This is a genomic window from Amycolatopsis sp. NPDC004772, from assembly GCF_053601215.1.
In genome coordinates this window covers 23,013-41,974 of the sequence record NZ_JBSGBK010000047.1, presented here as the reverse complement: position 1 = coordinate 41,974, position 18,962 = coordinate 23,013, and the positions used below count along the sequence as shown (strand labels likewise).

General features: G+C 70.6%; 17 protein-coding genes, 1 tRNA gene and 1 pseudogene. 6 read left to right on the top strand and 13 right to left on the bottom strand.

Annotation, left to right across the window (positions count from 1 at the left end; all coding sequences use genetic code 11):
• Positions 1–47: 47 nt before the first annotated feature.
• Entirely contained in the window at positions 48–407 is a 360-nt protein-coding gene (locus ACWEF6_RS25895; protein WP_449685314.1) for a DUF742 domain-containing protein, read from the top strand.
• A 17-nt stretch (positions 408–424) separates the two neighbouring features.
• Complete coding sequence (locus ACWEF6_RS25890) at positions 425–1,426, top strand: cation diffusion facilitator family transporter (protein WP_449685313.1); 1,002 nt, start codon at positions 425–427, stop codon at positions 1,424–1,426.
• 7 nt (positions 1,427–1,433) lie between these two features.
• Here the strand turns inward: ACWEF6_RS25890 and ACWEF6_RS25885 are convergent, their stop codons facing one another.
• From ACWEF6_RS25885 to ACWEF6_RS25875, 3 genes are all read right to left on the bottom strand, one after another.
• Positions 1,434–2,135, bottom strand: coding sequence for a CAP domain-containing protein (locus ACWEF6_RS25885; protein ID WP_449685312.1), 702 nt, complete (start codon positions 2,133–2,135; stop codon positions 1,434–1,436).
• A 145-nt stretch (positions 2,136–2,280) separates the two neighbouring features.
• Entirely contained in the window at positions 2,281–6,681 is a 4,401-nt protein-coding gene (locus ACWEF6_RS25880; protein WP_449685311.1) for a DUF7507 domain-containing protein, read from the bottom strand.
• Between the two features lie 75 nt (positions 6,682–6,756).
• Positions 6,757–7,239, bottom strand: coding sequence for a MarR family transcriptional regulator (locus tag ACWEF6_RS25875; protein ID WP_449685310.1), 483 nt, complete (start codon positions 7,237–7,239; stop codon positions 6,757–6,759).
• A 73-nt stretch (positions 7,240–7,312) separates the two neighbouring features.
• On the opposite strand from ACWEF6_RS25875, the gene ACWEF6_RS25870 reads away from it, so the two are divergent.
• The gene (locus tag ACWEF6_RS25870) at positions 7,313–8,506 is read left to right on the top strand and encodes an FAD-dependent oxidoreductase (RefSeq protein ID WP_449685309.1); all 1,194 of its coding nucleotides are present in this window, start codon (positions 7,313–7,315) and stop codon (positions 8,504–8,506) included.
• On the opposite strand, the gene dcd is transcribed toward ACWEF6_RS25870, so the two are convergent.
• Together dcd and ACWEF6_RS25860 are read right to left on the bottom strand one after the other, a co-directional pair.
• Positions 8,503–9,084: a dCTP deaminase gene (gene dcd / locus ACWEF6_RS25865; RefSeq protein WP_003058109.1), complete on the bottom strand. Its 582-nt coding sequence runs from the start codon at positions 9,082–9,084 to the stop codon at positions 8,503–8,505. The two genes, ACWEF6_RS25870 and dcd, sit on opposite strands and share 4 nt — an antisense overlap.
• Positions 9,085–9,106: 22 nt before the next feature.
• Complete coding sequence (locus tag ACWEF6_RS25860) at positions 9,107–10,300, bottom strand: oxygenase MpaB family protein (RefSeq protein WP_449685308.1); 1,194 nt, start codon at positions 10,298–10,300, stop codon at positions 9,107–9,109.
• A 110-nt stretch (positions 10,301–10,410) separates the two neighbouring features.
• Between ACWEF6_RS25860 and ACWEF6_RS25855 the strand changes: the two genes are divergently transcribed.
• Positions 10,411–10,481, top strand: a tRNA-Gly gene (locus ACWEF6_RS25855).
• On the opposite strand, the gene ACWEF6_RS25850 is transcribed toward ACWEF6_RS25855, so the two are convergent.
• Both ACWEF6_RS25850 and ACWEF6_RS25845 read right to left on the bottom strand, forming a co-directional pair.
• Positions 10,473–11,699, bottom strand: coding sequence for an RNA polymerase sigma factor (locus ACWEF6_RS25850; protein WP_449685307.1), 1,227 nt, complete (start codon positions 11,697–11,699; stop codon positions 10,473–10,475). The two genes, ACWEF6_RS25855 and ACWEF6_RS25850, sit on opposite strands and share 9 nt — an antisense overlap.
• On the bottom strand, positions 11,696–12,046 hold the full coding sequence (locus ACWEF6_RS25845) for a YciI family protein (protein WP_449685306.1): 351 nt from the start codon (positions 12,044–12,046) through the stop codon (positions 11,696–11,698). Before ACWEF6_RS25845 ends, ACWEF6_RS25850 begins: the two co-directional genes overlap by 4 nt.
• A 118-nt stretch (positions 12,047–12,164) precedes the next feature.
• On the opposite strand from ACWEF6_RS25845, the gene ACWEF6_RS25840 reads away from it, so the two are divergent.
• Positions 12,165–13,364, top strand: a complete 1,200-nt coding sequence (locus ACWEF6_RS25840) for a cytochrome P450 family protein (protein WP_449685305.1) — start codon at positions 12,165–12,167, stop codon at positions 13,362–13,364.
• Here ACWEF6_RS25840 and ACWEF6_RS25835 read toward each other — a convergent pair.
• Positions 13,361–14,011 carry a hypothetical protein gene (locus ACWEF6_RS25835; protein WP_310969599.1) on the bottom strand — a complete coding sequence of 217 codons (651 nt, stop codon included), beginning with the start codon at positions 14,009–14,011 and terminating at the stop codon, positions 13,361–13,363. The genes ACWEF6_RS25840 and ACWEF6_RS25835 overlap by 4 nt on opposite strands.
• Positions 14,012–14,231: 220 nt before the next feature.
• Between ACWEF6_RS25835 and ACWEF6_RS25830 the strand changes: the two genes are divergently transcribed.
• Positions 14,232–14,759 carry a GNAT family N-acetyltransferase gene (locus ACWEF6_RS25830; RefSeq protein ID WP_449685304.1) on the top strand — a complete coding sequence of 176 codons (528 nt, stop codon included), beginning with the start codon at positions 14,232–14,234 and terminating at the stop codon, positions 14,757–14,759.
• Here ACWEF6_RS25830 and ACWEF6_RS25825 read toward each other — a convergent pair.
• From ACWEF6_RS25825 to ACWEF6_RS25805, 5 genes and pseudogenes are all read right to left on the bottom strand, one after another.
• Positions 14,752–15,078 (bottom strand): MmcQ/YjbR family DNA-binding protein, encoded by a 327-nt coding sequence (locus ACWEF6_RS25825; protein ID WP_449685303.1) that lies wholly within the window; start codon positions 15,076–15,078, stop codon positions 14,752–14,754. The two genes, ACWEF6_RS25830 and ACWEF6_RS25825, sit on opposite strands and share 8 nt — an antisense overlap.
• Positions 15,079–15,116: 38 nt before the next feature.
• Positions 15,117–16,808: a bifunctional metallophosphatase/5'-nucleotidase gene (locus tag ACWEF6_RS25820; RefSeq protein ID WP_449685330.1), complete on the bottom strand. Its 1,692-nt coding sequence runs from the start codon at positions 16,806–16,808 to the stop codon at positions 15,117–15,119.
• A gap of 179 nt (positions 16,809–16,987) precedes the next feature.
• The gene (locus ACWEF6_RS25815) at positions 16,988–17,449 is read right to left on the bottom strand and encodes an alpha/beta fold hydrolase (RefSeq protein ID WP_449685302.1); all 462 of its coding nucleotides are present in this window, start codon (positions 17,447–17,449) and stop codon (positions 16,988–16,990) included.
• 85 nt (positions 17,450–17,534) lie between these two features.
• Positions 17,535–17,663: pseudogene (locus ACWEF6_RS25810) on the bottom strand (alpha/beta fold hydrolase); the annotation flags it as partial.
• Positions 17,664–17,702: 39 nt separating this feature from the next.
• The gene (locus tag ACWEF6_RS25805; protein ID WP_449685301.1) at positions 17,703–18,782 is read right to left on the bottom strand and encodes a Gfo/Idh/MocA family protein; all 1,080 of its coding nucleotides are present in this window, start codon (positions 18,780–18,782) and stop codon (positions 17,703–17,705) included.
• Positions 18,783–18,962: the final 180 nt, after the last annotated feature.

The following is an 18,962-nucleotide window of genomic DNA, read 5'->3' as shown; positions in this document are numbered from 1 at the left end:
CGACGACCGGCCGACACGCACTCCACCCCCCACCCGCCGAGCGGCCCGTGGCGGACTACGTCCCCATCCAGCGCACCCTCGTGCGGCCGTACGTCCTCACGCGCGGCCGCACGCAGTCGCGGCGGCACCTCGCGATCGAAGCGATGGTCTCGACGCGCGCCGGGGCGCACTGGGACGGCGCCCGGCTGACCGGGGAGTTCCGCTCGGTGCACTCGCTGTGCCTGCACCCGCGTTCGGTCGCCGAGGTCGCGGCCACGCTGAGCGTGCCCCTCGGCGTCGTGCGCGTCCTGCTGGACGACATGGCCGAGCAGGGTCTGGTCACCATCCACGACAGCCGGACCGGCGCCGACGGCCGGCCCGCGATGGCGCTCATGGAACGCGTTCTGAACGGCCTGCAGCGCCTCTGAGCACTACGCTCACCAGAGTGAGCGAGGAACCCGGGAACTCCGGCGGCGAAAGCACCCTGACCGTCCTGCTCGCCGGCGGGGTGAACCTGGCGATCGCCATCATGAAGCTGATCGCGGGCATCATCACCGGCTCGGGCGCGATGCTGTCCGAAGCAGCGCACTCGGTGGCCGACACGATTACCGAAGTCCTGTTGCTGACGGCGCTGAAGCGCTCGGAGCGGCCGGCCGACCGCGTGCACCCCTTCGGCTACGGCAAGGAGCGGTACTTCTGGTCCCTGCTCGCGGCCGTCTCGATCTTCGCCTCGGGCGCGATGTTCGCGCTCTACGAGGGCGTCTCGACGCTGCTCGGGCACGGTGAAGCGCAGAGCACGTCGTTGCTCAGCTACATCGTCCTGGCCGTGGCGTTCCTGCTCGAAGGCACGTCGTGGCTGCAGGCGGTGCGCCAGGTCGTCCGGGAGTCGCGGGCGGAGAACCGCTCGCTGTGGACGTACCTGCGGCTCATCGACGACCCGACGCCGAAGACCGTGCTGTTCGAGGACTCGGCGGCGCTGGTCGGCCTGCTGCTCGCGTTCGGCGGCATCGGGCTGCACCAGCTCACCGGCTCCGAGGTCTGGGACGGCATCGCGTCGATCGCCATCGGCCTGCTGCTCGCCTGCGTCGCCTACCTGCTCGGCCGCACCAACCGCGGTCTGCTGGTCGGGCGCCAGGCCGATCCGAACATCGTCCGCGGCGTCCGCGACCACCTGACCGACGCGCCGGAGATCGAGGCCGTCGTCGACCTGCAGACCATGCTGATGGGGACCGACCAGGTGCTGGTCTGCACGCGCGTGGACTTCGACGACTCGCTCGGCGCCGCGGACCTCGAACGCGCGTGCGTCCGGCTCGCCTCGGAGCTGACGGAGAGGTTCCACGACGTCACCGAGGTGTTCATCGAACCGGTGCCGCGGTCGGATCCGGAGCTGCGGGCGACGGTGCTGGCGCGCTACGGCGACATCGCCGAGCGGTGGAGCAAGCCGTGAGCGGCCGTCAGTAACCGAAGTCCTGGACCCAGTACCAGCCTTCGGTGGTGACGCCGACACCGATCTTCTTGAGCGAGCAGTTCAGGATGTTGGCGCGGTGGCCTTCGGAGTTCATCCAGGAGTCCATGACCTGCGCCGCGGACGTCTGCCCGCGCGCGATGTTCTCCGCGCCCGGCTTCGAGTAACCGGCCTGCTTGATGCGCTGGTCGAACGTCGTGCCGTCCGGGCTGGTGTGCGAGAAGAAGTTCTCGGCCGACATCTTGTCGCTGAAGTCCTGCGCGGCCTTCGTGACGTGCGATTCCTCGGTCAGCGCGGCACAGCCGGCCTTGGCGCGCTCGTCGTTGACCAGCGTGACGACCTGGGCGGCCACCGAAGGCGCGACCCGGGCGGCGGGCTTGGTGATCGGCGGCGGGGCTTCGGACGTCGAAGACTGCGGCGCCGCGGACGACTCGGTCGGCGTGGGTGCCACACTGGACGTCGTCGGGGCGGGGGCCGAGGTCGTGGGGGCGGCGGGCTGACCGGGGTTGGTGGTCTGGACCTGGCCGCCGGCGAGGTCGGTTCCGCTGCCGCTGCCGGCGCCGGCGGGCGCGTTGGGCAGGACGAGCGCCGCGGCGCCGAGCTCGGCGGTGTTTCCTTCGGCGGTGGCCATCCAGGTGCCTGCGGCGGCGGAAAATACGCCGAGCAGCACACTGAGTGACACCATCACCACGTGAGCACGTTCACCAATGGGGGACACGGCGCAGGAACGTATCACGGAACAATTAAGGCGAGAACCCTACGAACGCACTGGTCACATTTCCCGTCGGCGACAGGCACGGTTTTCGCGGCAATCGGCCGCTTGCGCGTTACTCCGTTCAGCTCATCCGGACGACGAACGTCGCTTCACCGGAAGCTGTCACCGGACGACGGGTCGGGTCTTGACCGGTGGCGGTTGCTTTGCCCGTGAAGCCAACTTTGCCCGCCGTCGTTGTGCAGGAGTACGAGATTTCGGCGTCCACGGCCAGTTCCCCTGCGGTATGCGCACAGGCAGGCGTGTGGTCGTCGACGACCGTCACGTCGGCGAGCGGGACGTCGCCGGTGTTCTTGACCAGGATCGAAAAGGTGACGGTGTCACCTGCGTGGACTTCGTAAGGTGCGGCGTCATTCATCACGGCGATCTCGGGGTGGACGACGTCGACTTTTGCGTCACCGGCTGATTGCACGGTGCGACCACTCGGGTCATTTCCGGTGATCTCGAGGGTTTGGCCGAAGTCGTCGGCGGGCGCTTTGCGGGTGCAGGTGTAGGTCTTCACCGCTCCCGCTTCTACGGTGCCCAGCTTGTTCGCACAGGTCGATTGCTTGCGTAGGTTGTCCACAATGGACACCGCGGCGAGCGGGACGTCGCCGGTGTTGCGCGCGGTGACGGTGAAGGTGACTTCGTCGCCCGCGCGGGCGATCTTGGGTGTCGCGTCGATGGTGAGCTGCACGGCCGGGTGGATGACGTCGATCTCGTCGGAGTCCGTCGCCGTTACCGGTGGGCCGACCGGGGCGTCCGCCGTCGCTTTCGCGGCGCTGGCTGCGTCGTCGGCGGGCGCGGTCATGGTGCAGTCGAACTTCTGCGTGGCGCCGGCCTCGAGCTGGTCGAAGGTCTTGGTGCAGGACTCGCTTCGGACGTTGACGGCGGTCAGCGGGACGTCGCCGGTATTGGTGACGGCGAGGGTGGCGGTCACGGTGTCGCCGGGGCGGAAGGGGCCGCCGTGGATGTCCTGGGTGAGCGCGAGGGCGGGGTGCAGGACGGTGTACGACGCATCGTCGGTAGCACTGACCTGGCGTTTCACCGGATCGGTGGCATTTGCGGTGGCCGAGCTCACGAAATTGTCGGGGCCGGCGTTTACCGTGCAGGAGCGGCGCTGGCTGGCGCCGGGGAGGAGGGTGCCGATGGGTTGAGCGCACGCCGGAGTCCGGTTGTCCACAAGGGACACATCGGTCAGCGGGACGTCACCGGTGTTCGCGACGACGAGGGTGAACGTGACGGTGTCGCCTTGGCGGACGCGCGTGGGCGTGGCGTCGTTGGTGAGGCTGAGCGCGGGGTGGATGACGTCGACAGCGGCGCCGGCGGAGGCGCTCACCGGCCGATTCGTGGCATCGGTGCCGGTGACGTTCGCGACGGCGGTGAAGTCGGTGTCACCGGCGGCTTGGGTGCAGCTGTAGGTGTGCTTCGCCTGCGGTTCGAGCCGGCCCAGGGACTTGGTGCAGTCCCGGGCCAGCGGATCGTCGACGGAGACGTCCTGGAGCGGGGTGTCACCGGTGTTGGTCACGGTGATGGTCGAGGTCACCGGGTCTTTGACGTGCACGACAGCGGCATCGACGGTCCTCGTGACGGCGATGGCGGGGTGGATGACGTCGAGGCCGGCACTGGCGCCGGCGGTGACGTCGGGTCCGACGGGCGGGGTGGCGACGACCCGGAGGGTCCGGGTGACGTCGTCGGCCGGAGCGGTCGTGGTGCAGGCGAACTCGCGGGTGGCGCCGGGGTCGAAGGTGCCATCGAGGGTTTGGGTGCAGCTGGTGGGCGCGGCTCGTGCGCCCGTGGCCTGTGTGTCCGTGACTCGGAGGCCGGCCAGCGGCACGTCGCCGGCGTTGCGGACGGTGATCCGGAACGGCACCTTGTCGCCTTCGCGGAACGGGCCGCCCGTCACCTCCGCGGCGATCGCGACCGCTGGGTGCTGGACGGCGAACGTGCCCTCGGCGACGGCCGTCACCGGGCGGGCCGTGGGGTCGGTGCCGGTCAGCGTCGGCTTGTTCGCGAACCCGGCCGGGCCCGCGATCGTCGTGCACGTCGCCTCCTGCTGCACCTGCGGCTGGAGCGTGCCGAACCGCTTCGCGCACGAGGCGACCTCGGCGTCCGCGACCGTGACGTCCGCCAGCGGCACGTCGCCCGTGTTGGCTGCGGTGATCGTCCATGTCACCGTGTCGCCCTCGCGGACCGCCGGCGGCGTCGCGCGGACCGCCAGCCCGAGTGCCGGGTGGATCACGTCCACCGCCGCGTCGTCGGTGACCTTCACCGTGCGGCCGAGCTGGTCCTGGCCGGTGGCCGTGGCCGTGGTGGCCACGTCGTCCGGTGGGGCCGGTGCGGTGCACGTGTACGTGGTCGTCCCGCCCGGGGCCAGGGCACCGATCGCCTTGGCGCACGCCGGGACGTCGTGGGCCACCGCCACCTCGGTCAACGGTGCGTCGCCGGCGTTGGCGATCGTCAGCGTGTAGGTGATCGGGTCGCCGGCGCGGGCGACACTCGGCGTGGCGGCCGCGGTGAGGGTCAGCGCCGGGGTGATCACCGTGACCGTCGCCGGCGCGGTGGCCGTCACGGGCCGGCCGGACAGGTCGGTGCCGGTCGCCGTCACCTGGGACGTCGTGGTGCGGGACGGATTCGCCGTGCACGTGTACGTCTGCGTCGCGCCCGCGGGCAGGCCGGCGAACGTGCGCGCGCACGCCGTCGTCGTGTCGTCGGTGACCTCGAGCGGGGCCAGCGGGCTGTCGCCGGTGTTGCGGACGGCGACCGTCCAGGTGACGGCGTCCCCGGAGTGGATCACCGGCCGGTCCGCGGTCTTGGTGACCTCGACCGCGGGTGCGATCGTCGGCGCCGGTGCGTCGGCCGTCGCCGTGACCTGCTTGCCGAGCTCGTCGGCGGCCAGCGCGCTCGCCGTGTTGACGCCGTCGGGGATCGGGGCCTTCGCGGTGCACGTCGTCGTGCGGGATTCGCCCGGCGCGAGCGCTCCGGTGAGCGCGCACGCCGGCGTCTTCGGGTCGGTGACCTGGAGGCCGGAGAGTCCCGTGTCGCCGGTGTTCGTGACCTTGATCGTGAAGGTCGCGAGGTCGCCGGCGCGGTACGCGGGCCGGTCGGCCGACTTCGTCATGCCCAGCGCCGGGTGCAGGACGTCGATGGGTGCGCTCGCGATGCCGTCGAGGGCGTCGCCGAGCGCGCTCGTGCCGGTGACCTTCGCGGTGTTCGTGAAGTCGTCGGGCGGTGCGGTACCGGTGCACGAGTAGGTCACCGTCTGGCCGGGGGCGAGGGTGCCGAGCGGTTTCGCGCACTCCGGGACGGCCGGGTCGGCGACCTCGACGCCGGACGCCGGGACGTCGCCCGGGTTGGTCACGACGACGGCGAACGTCACCGGCTCGCCGGCGTGCGTCTTCGGCTGGGTCGCGCGCACGGCGATCTGGAGGTCGGGCACCGGCACCGAAAACGCCAGGTTCTGCGCCAGGACGTCGTCGCCGCTGGTGACGACGCCGAGCTTCGCGCTCGTTGCGCCGGCATGGACGTTGTCGACGTTGAACGCCTTCGCGTCGACGCTGAAGTTGTTCGGCAGCGCGGCGTTGTCGGCGTTGGAGATGAAGAAGTTCGACGTGCCGCCGGTTGCGGGCTCAGCGGCCGGGGTGCCGTCGACCAGGAACTGGTCGCCGGATCTGCCCCAGTCACCGTCGTACGCCGTGACGCCGAGGTGCGCGTCGGCGGCCGCCGCGCGGAAGCCGGTGATCGTCGTTTCGGCCGGCGGGGTGCCGGGGGTCTGCCGGGCGTGGCCGTCGTAGATGACCACCTTGCGCTTGTGCGGCGCGTAGTCCGCGTTGCGTTCCGGGTAGGCGTAGACGAGCGCGACCGACCAGCCGCCGACGCAGTCGAAGCCCTTCAACGCCCACACATTGCCGACCGTCACGTCGAAAGCCGAAGGGACACCGGCGAAGCGGCTGGTCACGTCGGCGTGCGCCGAGTAGTAACCGCCGTCTTCGGCGTACCCCGACGGCGGGATGTCCACGGATTCCGCGCTGCCGACGGAAAGCCGGACGTTCTGCTTCGCGGGCGTCCCGGGTGGTGCGACAGCCGAGGGGCCGCAATTCACACTGCCGGCCCAGTTCAGCCGGGCGAAGACGACGTGAGCCCCCGGCGGGATGCCCACCGACGCTCTTGCCGAATCGAACGTCGCCGGGTCGGTGTCGACGTCGGCCCACTGCATGAAGAAGTCGTCGTTGGCCAGGGTGTCCTTGCGGTCGGCGGTGTTCGCGCACGCTGCCGGTGTTGCGACCGTCCCGCCGGCCGGGGCGCCGTCGGCGGCGACCGGGCAGCGCAGGACGCCGTTGCCCGCGTAGACGAAGTCGCCGTAGACCACGTCGTCGTAGCCGACGGCAAACGTACCGGCGGCGGCCGCGCCCGCCGCCGGTACGACGGCCGAGGCCAGGAAGACCAGTGCCAGCACGAGAATCGAGCGAAGCGGTCTTTCGGGCAACGGCACTCCTCGCCACCTCCGGGGCCGAGACGACCTTGGGAGCGTGGCACGAGACCCGGTTTTACGCCTTCAAACTCACTCGTTCGTGGGGTCGGAATCGGAGCCGGTCAGCTTCGCCGTCGACTCGTGGGTCAGGACCGTGGCGGACCGGACGAACCCGATGATCGTCCGGAGCTGGTCGTCGGTGTAGCGGTCGCAGAGGTCGTACATGCCCTTCACGAGGTGGTCCCACAGGTGCAGGCCGCTCACGATGGACCGCAGGTCCAGGACGATGAGGATCTTGCGTCGATCGTCCGGGTGCGGCTCGCGGTTGACGATGCCCTTGTGCGCCAGCCGGTCGATCATCGCCGTCACCGACGCCGGCGCGAGCCCCGACAGCCGTGCGAGGTCCTTCGGCGTCTGCGGGCCGAAGCGCGCGAGGTAGTCGAGAACCTTGCTCTCCACCGCCGACAGCCCCCGGGTCTCGGAGATCGCGGTGTGGAACATGACCGTCTCCGTCGACAGCTCCCGCGACCTGAGCAGGACATCTTCGACGAGTTCCGTTCGCTCGCTTGACACGGCGACCAGCCTAGCCCACTCTTTAGTTCGACAGAACGAATTAGTTCCTAAGACATTCGAGGGGTCGAACGATATGACAAGGGCATTGATCATCGGGGGCGGCGTGGCGGGCACGATCACGGCCATCGCCCTGCACGAAGCGGGGCACGAGCCGCTGCTGTTCGAGGCGTACGACCGCGGCGCCGAGGGCGTCGGCGCGTTCCTGACGCTGGCCGTCAACGGTTTGGACGCGCTGCTCCCGCTGGGCCTCAAGGACGTCGTCCGCAGCGCGGGCTTCGACTCGCCGCGGATGTCGATCGGGCTCGGCAACGGCACGAAGCTCGCCGAATTCCCCCTGGGCGGCACCCTCCCGGACGGCACGGTGAGCCAGACCGTTCTGCGTTCCGACCTCTACGTCGCCCTGCGCGACGAGGCCGCGAGGCGCGGCATCCGCGTCGAGTACGGCAAGCGACTGATCGGCGCCAGCCAGACGGACACGCACGTCAGAGCGGATTTCGCCGACGGCTCGCACATCGAGGGCGACCTCCTGATCGGCGCCGACGGCCTCCGCTCCCGGGTCCGCACGATCATCGACCCGGACGCGCCGTCACCGCGGTACGTGCCGCTGCTCAACACCGGCGGGTTCGCCGAAGGCCTCGACCTGCCCGACGAGCCGGGCGTGCTGAACATGGTGTTCGGCAAGCGCGTCTTCTTTTGCCACGTCGTCAGCGCGGACGGCCGCGTCTGGTGGTTCGCGAACCCGGCCCGCAAGACCGAACCGACCGCGTCCGAGCTGGCCACGCTCGCCGGGGAGAAGCTGCGCGCCGAGCTCCTGCACCTGGTGGCCCGCGACCGGACCCCGGCGACCGAGATCATCCGCGCGACGCGAGAGCTCTACCCGGCCTGGCCGACGTATGACTTCCCGACGGTCCCGGTCTGGCACCGCGGCCGCATGGTGATCATCGGCGACGCGGCGCACGCGACGTCACCGGCGGCGGGCCAGGGCGCCTCGATGGCCATCGAAGACGCCGTCACGCTGGGCAAATGCCTCCGCGACGTGCCCGACGTCGAGCGCGCGCTGGCCACCTACGAGAGCTTGCGGCGCGGGCGCGTCGAAGCGGTGGTCGCGGCCGGGAAGCGCAACGGCGACCAGAAGGTGATCGGGCCGGTCGGGCGCGTGGTCCGCGACTTCTTCATCAAGCGGGTGTTCTCGAAGCCGTTCGACGAGGACCCGAACGCGTTCATGTGGAACCACCACATCGACTGGGACGAGAAGGTCTCCGCCTAGCGCCAGGTGTCGACGCGGTGGAAGTTCTTGTACGCGCGGCTCGGGGTCGGGCCGCGCTGCCCCTGGTAGCGGGACCCGGCTTCGCTGGAGCCGTACGGGTGCTCGGCCGAGCTCGACAGCCGGAAGATGCACAGCTGGCCGATCTTCATGCCGGGCCAGAGCGTGATCGGCAGGTTGGCGACGTTCGACAGTTCCAGCGTGATGTGCCCGGAGAAACCGGGGTCGATGAACCCGGCGGTCGAGTGCGTGAGCAGCCCGAGGCGGCCGAGCGACGACTTGCCCTCGAGGCGGCCGGCCAGGTCGTCGGCCAGGGTGACGAGCTCGAACGTCGAGCCGAGGACGAACTCGCCGGGGTGCAGCACGAAGGGCTCGTCGCCCTCCTTCTCGACCAGCGAGGTCAGCTCGTCCTGCTGCAGCTGCGGGTCGATGTGGGTGTACTTGCTGTTGTCGAAGACGCGGAAGAACCGGTCGAGCCGGACGTCGATGCTGGACGGCTGGACCATGCCGGCATCGAAGGGGTCGATGCCGAGCCGGCCGGCGTCGAGCTCTTTGCGGAGGTCACGGTCACTGAGCAGCACGGCCGAAGCCTATCCGGTGGGTTCAGGCGGCCCGCATGTGCTGCGCGTACGTCGTGTCCGGCGCGAAGATCTTCTCGAGCCGCCTGACGTACCCGCGGCGGCCGGCCTGACCGATCCGCTCCTGCAGCGCGGTGGCCCCGGGGATGAACCGCCGCACGGTCTCGGCGGCGAAGTTGACCGACGCAACGGCGACGATCGCGGCCTGCGCGACCGGGTCGTTCGGCAGGCCGAGGAAGTCGGCGTTCGTCTTCCCGAGCACGAGCCGGCTGATCGACGAGTGCACGGCGACCGAGACGTGCGAAAGCACCTTCCCGACCGCGCCGCGCCCCTCGCCGACGGCGGCGTTGGCCTCGATCAGCGCCTTGGCGAGCCGCTTCGAGTCGTCGTCCGGGATGAACTCGGTGGCGGCGAGCAGCCAGAGCAGGCGCCAGGCGTCCTCTTCGGAGGTGGGCAGCAGCTCGTCGTCGACACCCATGAGCCAGCCGATGTAGCGCCAGAGATGCAGGATGTCGCCGCGCTCGCGGGCGGAGTAGCGGAGGCCGAGCAGCTGCGTGCCGAAGACGTAGACGAGCGAGAAGAGCAGCAGTGTCCCGGCGGTCTGCACCTGGTTGACGGGCCGATCCCAGGCCGCGTAGTCCCAGTCGTCCCGCCGGTTCATGGCGGCGCGCACGTGGGCGTGCACGAGCCGGATCCGCAGCGCGGAGGCGTACCCCTTCTCACCGTGCTTGAGGGCGCCGGGCGTGGTGACGTCGATCCACCAGGCGGCGGTCTCGACGAGCCGCCGCGTGGCCTTGTATTCGATCTCCCCGGTCCCGACCAGCGATTTCGTGGCGCGCGAGGCGAGGTAGCCGCCCATCAGCGACATGTCCCCGAGCGGGAAGAGCCCCAGCAGCCCGGCCCGGGTGATGGCTTTCGCACCGCGGTCGAGCCGTTCGTCGTCGACCCAGTAGGGCTTGGCATCGACCTGGTCGAAGAAGTCCTTGAGCGGCCCGGCCGCGGTGGCCCGGTCCACCAGGGCTTCTTCGAAGAGGGCGCGCCCCCGCCCCTTGGGCTGCTGCGCCATCCAGGCGACGACGTCGTCCGCGAGCCTGTCCTGCACCTGGGCGAACTCCCGCAGCCGCGCGACCTGCCGCTCGTCACCCCGGATGTCACCCTCGATGAACAGCCGCTGGGCCAGCCGGAACCCGCCTTGCCGGAACAGTTCGGGCTCGTCCATGACGCTCACCTCCACCAGTCGACAACAAGTGTTGTCACTTGACGCGCACGAGTCAAGGAGGAGGGCGCTGGACAAGGGGATCACGGTGCCGTGTATGCTGACGACGCACTGCGGATGTAGTTCAATGGTAGAACATCAGCTTCCCAAGCTGAATACGCGGGTTCGATTCCCGTCATCCGCTCTCATCGAAACCCCGGGCGTTCTGCCCGGGGTTTTCGCTTTCCATTCTGGCTCGCAAATGTGCCGCATGAGCCGCAGGCAGCCCGGTTTCCTCCGCCCGCTTCAGCGCGTCGAACGCCGACGCGGAACCCAAGCGGTGCAACAACTCCGCCCGCGACGCGTGCCACCACGGGTAGTCGTCCAGGCCCGACAGCGCGTCCACCAGCGCCAATGCCGACGCCGGTCCGTCCCGTTCCGCGACCGCCGCCGCGCGGTTCAAGCGGACCACCGGGGTGTCCTGGACCGACAACAACACGTCGTACCAGGAAATCACCGCGTCCCAGTTCGTCTCCTCGTAAGACGGTGCGAGGTCGTGGCACGCCGCGATCGCCGCCTGGACCACGTACGCGTTCGGCAGCGACGGGGTCCGGCGCAGGCCACGGGCGACCAGCTCGACGCCTTCCTTGATCAGCGCCGCGTCCCACCGCGAACGGTCCTGCTCGGACAGCAAGACCGGTACGCCCGAAGAGAAACGCGCCGCGCGGCGGGCGTCCTGCAGCAGCACCAACGCGAGCAGTCCCAGCGCCGTCGGCTCGTCCGGCATCAGCGAAACCAGCAAGCGCGCGAGCCGGACGCCCTCCGCCAGCAACGAAACGCGGCCCGTGTAGCCCTCGTTGAAGATCAGGTACACCGTCGACGCGACGCCGGCCAAGCGGGACGGCAACTCCTCCGCCGCGGGCACCCGATACGGGATCCGCGCCTGCGCGATCTTCTGCTTCGCGCGCGTCAGCCGCTTCGCCATCGTCGCTTCCGGCACCAGCAAGCCCCGGGCGACCTCCGCGGTCGACAAACCGCCCAACGTCCGAAGCGCCAACGCCACCTGGGCGTCCAGCGACAACGCCGGGTGGCAGCACGTGAACACCAGCCGCAGCAGGTCGTCGCGGACCGATACCGGGTCCGGGCTCGGATCGATCGCCGGCATCGCGACGGCCTCCTTCCCCTGCCGCTTCGCCTCGCGGCGGACCACGTCCACCGCTCGGTGGCGGGCCGCGACCAGCAGCCAGCCGCGGGGATTGGCCGGGACGCCGTCGCGCGGCCACGTCTCCAGCGCACGCACGACGGCGTCCTGGACCGCGTCCTCGGCCAGGTCGACGCTGCCGGTGACGCGGACCAGCGTGGCCAGTACCCCGGTGCCCTCGGCCCGGACCAGCCGCGCGACCGCGTCCCCGGCGCCGGTCACTTGCCGAAGTCGACGACCGGCCGGACCTCGATCGCGCCGTCCCAGGCGCCCGGGATCCGCGACGCGACCTTGACCGCCTCGTCGAGGTCGGCGCACTCGAGCAGGTAGAAGCCGGTGAGGGCTTCCTTCGTCTCCGCGTACGGCCCGTCGCTGGTGACGACGTCGCCGCCCTTGCCGCCGGTGACGCGGACCGTCGTCGCCGTCGCCGTCGGGTACAGGGCCGCGCCGCCGCGGATCACCGCCGCCGCGCCCGCGCCGAACTCGTCGTAGTCCTTCATCAAGTCCGTGGCTTCGGGCGTGGTCGGGTCGATGTCGGTGGCGTAGATGATCGCGGCGTACTTGGGCATGAGGTGCTCCTCGCAGGTCCTGACCGGCGCCGATCGCCGGCTTTCACTGTAAGGACGAACGGGTGCGGCCGCGCCGGGACACTTGTCGCGGAGAAAGTTCGGCGGGCAGGGTGGACGCATGGGAGAGCCCGCGCTGTTCGGTCCGGACTTCGATCGCGACCCCGCACCGGCCTACGCCTGGCTGCGCGAACGACCGCCGCACCGGCTCGGCTTCCCCACCGGCACCTGGGCCTGGCTGATCACGCGGTACGACGACGCGGTCACGGCGCTCAGCCACCCGGCCCTGGTCAAGAGCCCGTCCGCCGGCAACGAGCAGTGGCAGCGCGCGGGCATGGGCCTGCCGCTCGACCACCGGCCGTCGCTGGCGTCCAACATGATCAACACCGATCCGCCCGAGCACACCCGGTTGCGGCGTGCCTGCGCCGGCGCGTTCGGGCCGCGCCGGATGCAGCGCCTGCGCGAGCGCGCCCAGCGGGTGACCGACGGCCTGCTCGACGTCGTCGAAGCGCGCGGGCAGGGCGACCTGGTCGCTGACCTCGCCTACCCGCTGCCGATCGCGATCATCTGCGACCTGCTCGGGGTGCCCGAGTCCCACCGCGAGGACGTGCACGAGTGGTCGCTCGTCATCGACTCCGCCGACGACACCGACGGCTCCAAGGTCCGCGAAGCCACCGACGTGCTGGAACGGCTGGTCACCGAGGTCGTCGAAGCCAAGCGGGCGACCCGCGGCACCGACCTGATCAGCGACCTCGTCGCCCAGGAGGCCACCGGCACGCTCTCTGCGGACGAAGTGACATCGACGGCGTTCCTCATCCTGATCGGCGGCCACGAGACGACCGTCGGGCTGATCGCGACCGGCGCGCTCGCGCTGCTGACCCATCCCGGCGAAGCGGCAAGAGCAAGAACCGATCCTGAGCACCGCGCGGCCGTCATCGAGGAGACGCTCCGGCTGCACGCGCCGCTGCAGAACGCGACCTGGCGGTTCCCCACCGAAGACGTCGAGATCGGTGGCCGGCTGATGCGGCCGGGCGACCCGATCCTCGTTTCGGTGCTGGCCGCCGACCGCGACCCCGCGGCCTTCGCGGAACCGGACGCCTTCCGGCCGGGACAGCGTGCCGGAGAACGGCGGCACATCGCCTTCGGCGCCGGGCCGCACCTCTGCATCGGCGCGGCCCTGGCCCGGCTGCAGGCCGACGTCGCCTTCGAGACCCTGCTCAGGCGTCTTCCGACGGCCCGCCTCGCCGTCCCCGAAGAGGAGCTGACCTGGTGGCCGAGCCCGATCACGCGCGGGCTCTTCCACCTCCCGATCGAGCTCTAACCTTCGACGAGCTCCCAGTCCGAGTCCGGCGTCGCGCGGTCGTAGACCTGGCCCGGCGCGGCCTTCAGCACCGTGCGGACGTCCGGGTACAGGTTCGCCACGTGCTCCAGCTCCAGGCCCTCGACCTCGAAGTCCTCCGCCTCGGGGACCTCGAAGCCGACGAACAGCCAGGTGCCGTCCTGCTCGCGGACGACCTGGCGGACCGCGCGCACCGGCTGCTCGGGGCCGGTCGGGATCTCGGTGAGGCCGCTGCTGATCTGGGCTTCGTCGTCCGGCGAGCCTTCGAACTTCCAGGCCGCGCGGCGCTGGGCGAGCAGGCGGACGTCCTCGTCTTCGTCGTCGGAGCCGGTCACGGACGAGAGCAGCCACGTGCGGCGCTCGGGGTCCCAGTCGGCGGCCATCCCGGTCGGCAGGTCCTTCAGCGCGCCCAGCTGCGGCAGCAGTTCGACGGCTTCGCGCAGCGACATCTTGCCGAAGCTCTCGCGGTTGACCAGCACGTCGTCGGACAGCTCGGTGCCGTCGCTGATGAACCAGTCGTCCTCGTCGTCCAGGACGACGAAGCCCAGCGCGTCGGGGTCGTTCACCAGGGCCAGCGCGATGATGACCGGCCCTTCCGGGTCCTGGCGCAGCGGCCATGCGGTCGACATGCGCCATATCCCACCATCGGCGCGGTGCACCGGGGGAGCCGGGGTCACCCGATCGGTTAATTCATCGCCCGCTGATCTCATGCGCGTCACCCGGCGGCGGAATATTCGCGTGCGCGGCGCCGACCTCGTGCACGATGATGCGCGGCGGGCCAGGCCGGTCCCGGTCCGGCAGTTCCTCGGCCTTGCTCGACGACTTTCTGCCGATGGAACGGGAGTGGACATGATCGAGGGGGAACTCGTCCGGCTGCGCGCGCTCGAACCGGAGGACGCCGAACGGCTGCACCCGTGGACCTACGATCCCGAGGTCGGCCGCTGGATGAACAACGAACACCCGCTCTCGCTGGCCCAGGTGCGCAAGCGCTGCGAGGAACGCGCGCTCAACACCTACGAAAAGGTCGTCCTCGGCATCGAGGCCAAGGCCGAGCGCCAGCTCATCGGCGTCATCGACCTGCGGGACGCCGAGCCCGAACTCGGCGAGGCCACGCTCGACGTCTACATCGGCGACGCCGAGTACCGGGGCGGCGGCTACGGCACCGAGGCCCTGCGCATGATGTGCCGCTACGGCTTCACCGCCATGCGCCTGCACCAGATCACGCTGTGGGTCGTCGCGGAGAACGAAGCTGCCCGGCACGTCTACCGCAAGATCGGCTTCGTCGAAGAGGGCCGTCACCGCGAGTCCTTCATCGACGCCGAAGGCGAGCGCCACGACATGATCCTGATGAGCATGCTGCGCGGCGAACTCAAGTGAGCAGCCGGCGCGGCGCCTTCCGCCGCCACGCCTCTTCGAGCAGCTCACGCAGCTGATCGACATCCACCCGCTCCAGGTCGACGATGATCGAGCCGTGCCCGTCGTAGTGCGGGGTCGTGAAGAAGGCCGCGTCGCCGGATTCCAGCAACGCGGCCTTCTCGTCCAGCCCGCACATCACGACCAGGCCGCCTTCGGCCTCGGTGCGCAGCCGCGCGAACCCCTTGCCCGCCACCTTCAGCGCGGGCGTGCGATACCACGTCGACGCCTCGACCTCCGGCAGCGCGGAGGCGAGGCCGACGACGTCTTCCCAGGTCGTCATGGATTCATTGTCGACCCGGTGTCTTGGAGAAACCGGACCTACGGCAGGCGGGTGATCCGGTCCGCCGCGGGCGGGGCCAGGTTCGGGTGGGCACCCAGGTAGGCGATCAGGGCGTCGAGGTCCACCGGGCCACCGGCGAGGCTGGTGCCCTTGGTGAACTCGGTGAAGCCGTCCCCGCCGGCCGCGAGGAAGTTGTTCACCGACACGCGGTACGACGCCGCCGGGTCGACCGGCGTGCCGTTGACCGTGAGGCCCGAGATCCGCGAACCCTGCGGCGCGGACGCCGAGTAGCTGTAGTGCAGCGAACTCGAGATCTGCAGGAAGCGCGTCGTCGAGCCCTGCCACTGCTGCTCCAGCACGTTCTTCAGGTTCGCGCCGGTCAGCGTGATCGTCTGCATGATGTTCGCGAACGGCTGGACGGTGAACGCCTCGCCGTAGGTCACCACGCCGTCGCCCTCGCCGTTCGGCGACGACTTGTACGTCAGGTCGGCGCGGATGCCACCCGGGTTGGTCATGGCGATCACCGCGTTGTTCGCCTGCGTGCCCGCGAGCTGCGCGTCGGCGATGACGTCGCCGAGCGGCGACTCGCCGGCCGCGTTGCCCGCCGCCGGCAGGTCCGCGGTGATGGTGCCGACCTGCTTGTTCGCGATCGGGGCGGACTTCGTCTTGGCGTCGGCCACCAGCGCGGCCACGGCCGGGTCCGGCGTGACCGTGCGGGTGACGATCTCGTTGAACGCCTTGGTCTGCGACCGCACGACGTCCCGCGTCTTGCGGCTGATCTTCAGGTCCACCACCGACAGCAGCCGGCCGAACGACGAGCCCTGGATGACCGGGCGCGGCTGGCCGGCCGGGTCGTTGATCACGCAGTTGTACTGCTGGTGGCTGTGCCCGGTGAAGAACGCGTCGACCTTCGGCGTCACCGCGGCGGCGATCGCGGCGGCCGGGCCGGGGCGCAGCTTGCAGTCGTTCGGGCCCTCGACCTCGGTGCCGTCGCCCTGGTGCATCAGCACGACCTGGGCCTTGACGCCGAAGAAGTCGAGCAGGTTCGCGGTCCGGTTGATCGCCTCGACCTCGTCACCGAACTTCAGGCCCTTGATGGCCTCCGGCGTGACGACGGTGGGCAGGTCCTTCAGCGTGGCGCCGATGACGCCGACCGGGATGCCGCCCTCGAACTTGACGGTGAACGGCAACAGCGCGGGCAGGCCGTTGGTGAAGGACACATTGGACCCGATGAACGGGAAGTTCGCACCTTTGAAGGGCTTCTCGAACTGGCAACCGTCGGTCGGATGGCAGCCACCGAACTGCATGCGCTGCAGTTCCTTGTAGCCCTCGTCGAATTCGTGGTTGCCGACGACGGACGTGCTGACGCCCAGCATGTTCAGGAAGTCGATGGTCGGCTCGTCGTGGAACAGCGCCGAGACCACCGGCGACGCGCCGATGTTGTCACCGGCGGACACGACGAACGAGTTGGCCACCTGCGCCCGCAGCTGCTTCACGTGCGTGGCCAGGTAAGCGGCGCCGCCGGCGTCCACAGTGGTCCCGTCCGACTGCACCACGCGCCCGCTGGAACCGGACGGCGGCTCCAGGTTGCCGTGCAGGTCGTTGAACCCGATGATCCGGACGTCGGTGGTGGGATCCGGGCGCTGGCCCGCGGACGCGGGTGCGGTGGTCACCGCCGTCGTCGCCAGCGCGGCCGCGGCCAATACCGCAAGCCGGGTCGAAAGCTGCAACAACCGGGGCTCCGCCCCGGGCCGGGGGCTCCGCCACCCGGAACCCCCGAAAAGATGCCTCATGAGTGTTCTTCCTCCGATTCGCGCCCAGGGTCCCCGAACGGGCGCACGGCGGAGGATTCTGCCTCGCGGAGCAGTCACCTACCAGGGTCAAAAGACGGACGTAAAGCGAATGTCACCTAACGGCTTCCGTCGAGCAGCACCCGCGCGACGAGCTCCGGGTCGTCGTTCATCGGCACGTGCCCGCAGCCCGGCAGCAGCCGGAACACCCCGTGCGGCGCGACTTTCCGCAGGTCGGCAACGCGCGGCCGGGCGAGGATCCGGTCGCGCTCGGCCCAGGCGACGGTCACCGGGACACCGGTGACCGGGCCGGTGAACCGGAAGTCCCCGCGGGACTGCGCCGCGGTCGGCTCGAAGCCCGGGGCGGTGGCGAGCGCGTGGGCGTCCTCGACGACGGTGCCGGGCGTCTGCAGTTCGGGGCGTCCGACGATCATCCCGGTCAGCGCGCGCCGCCCGGACGCCGTCGCGGCGATGCGGCGCACGACGTGCGGCGGCGTGCGCTGGGCGAGGGCGCGATGGGCCTTGAGCGTGGCGATCGCGTAGATCTTCTGGGGCCGCGTCCACAGCCCGGCGGGCGACAACGAGTTCCTTGAACATCACCAGCGCCGGCTCGATGCCGTAGCCGCCGGCCGGTTCGGGCGACTCGCCGAAGCCGGGCAGGTCGACGGCAATGACGTCGCGCTGGGCCGTGAGCAGCGGGAACACCGGCGCCCACGCCTGGCGGCGGTGGCCGATGCCGTGGATCAGCACCAGCGGCTCGCCGCGGCCCGCGCGGTCGTAGACAACGTCGTCCATGACCCGAGGGTAACGGAAACCTACGACCGGCAGTAACAGTTACTTTGCGTCCAGCACGATGCGAGCACCGCTGTCGGCCGACCGCTGGACGGCGTCGAGCACCCGGTGCACGCGCAGGGCGTGCGCGAAGTCCGGCAGGTCGCCCTTGAGGTGGCGAGCGTAGGCGTGCGCGACGTTGTACGACGGCTCGGCGCTGCGGCCGGCCAGCTGCGGCAGCTCGTACCGCGCGGGCACGGTGAGCTTCTCGAGCGTCCCGGTGCGGCTGCCGCGCAGCGTCAGCTTCGCGATCCAGAACAGCGGGTCCGCGGCCTCGACGACCAGCGTGCCCTCGGTGCCGTTGATCTCCCAGTGGAAGTTCGTGGCCGGCGACGTCCCGCCGCGCAGGTGCACCGATGCGACGGCGCCCCCGTCGAGGACGCCGCTGACGGCGATCTGATCCGGCGCGGTCATCTCGACGGACTCGCCGGTGACCTCGTCGCGCACACGCGGCCGGACGGTCGCCATCGTCGCCGAGAGCTCGGCGAAGCCGCCGAGGACCATGGCGAGGGTGTCGGCGGTGTGCGCGAACGGGATGGTCAGCATCGTCGCCCCGCCCGCGGGATGCAGCTGGTAGTCGCGGCCGGCCCGCACGCTGGGGCCCCAATTCGCGCCCGAAGCGATGAGCGACGTCGAAAGCACGCGGCCGACGTAGCCGTCCTTGATGAGGTCGCGCAGGTAGCGCAACGCCGGCGCCGAGCGCCCCTGCAGGCCGACGGCGGTCGTCCTCCCCCGGGCGGCTTCGGCCAGCGCCTCGGTTTCGGCCAGGCTGACGCCGAGCGGCCACTCGCTCAGCACCTGCTTGCCCGCGGCGAGCGCGGGCTCGATGAGCGCCCGGTGCTCCGGCACCTTCACGGCGACGACGACCAGGTCGACCTCCGGGTGCCGGGCGAGCTCCCCGGCGTCGCCGAAGGTCAGCGGCACGCCGTACTTTTCGCCGGCCACCCGAGCGGACTCGGCGGTGCTGCCGGCGAGCGCGCGGAGTTCGTAGCCGTCCACCGCGGCCAGCGCGGGCACGTGCGCGGTGGCGGCCCAGCCGCCGTTCGCGCTGAGCCCGACGATGCCGACCCGGACCGGTGCCATGAGCGTTCCTTTCGGTTGCCTGCAGAGACTCCGACGTGCCGAGCGTCGTGCTCATTCCCGTATCGGCGCAAGGCGCATCCGGTTACGGCGGCATGACTTCGGTAACACCCGCTCCGGCGGCACGGCGAGGAGCGCGAAGACGACTGACCGATCGGCCCGGCGGCGGGTCGGCCAAGTGGC

Excerpts from the sequence above, each read along its gene's own strand:
- ACWEF6_RS25870 (WP_449685309.1), top strand. The coding sequence starts at position 7,313 with ATGACAAGGGCATTGATCATCGGGGGCGGCGTGGCGGGCACGATCACG.
- ACWEF6_RS25860 (WP_449685308.1), bottom strand. The coding sequence starts at position 10,300 with ATGGACGAGCCCGAACTGTTCCGGCAAGGCGGGTTCCGGCTGGCCCAG.
- ACWEF6_RS25845 (WP_449685306.1), bottom strand. The coding sequence starts at position 12,046 with ATGCCCAAGTACGCCGCGATCATCTACGCCACCGACATCGACCCGACC.
- ACWEF6_RS25840 (WP_449685305.1), top strand. The coding sequence starts at position 12,165 with ATGGGAGAGCCCGCGCTGTTCGGTCCGGACTTCGATCGCGACCCCGCA.
- ACWEF6_RS25835 (WP_310969599.1), bottom strand. The coding sequence starts at position 14,011 with ATGTCGACCGCATGGCCGCTGCGCCAGGACCCGGAAGGGCCGGTCATC.
- ACWEF6_RS25830 (WP_449685304.1), top strand. The coding sequence starts at position 14,232 with ATGATCGAGGGGGAACTCGTCCGGCTGCGCGCGCTCGAACCGGAGGAC.
- ACWEF6_RS25825 (WP_449685303.1), bottom strand. The coding sequence starts at position 15,078 with ATGACGACCTGGGAAGACGTCGTCGGCCTCGCCTCCGCGCTGCCGGAG.
- ACWEF6_RS25805 (WP_449685301.1), bottom strand. The coding sequence starts at position 18,782 with ATGGCACCGGTCCGGGTCGGCATCGTCGGGCTCAGCGCGAACGGCGGC.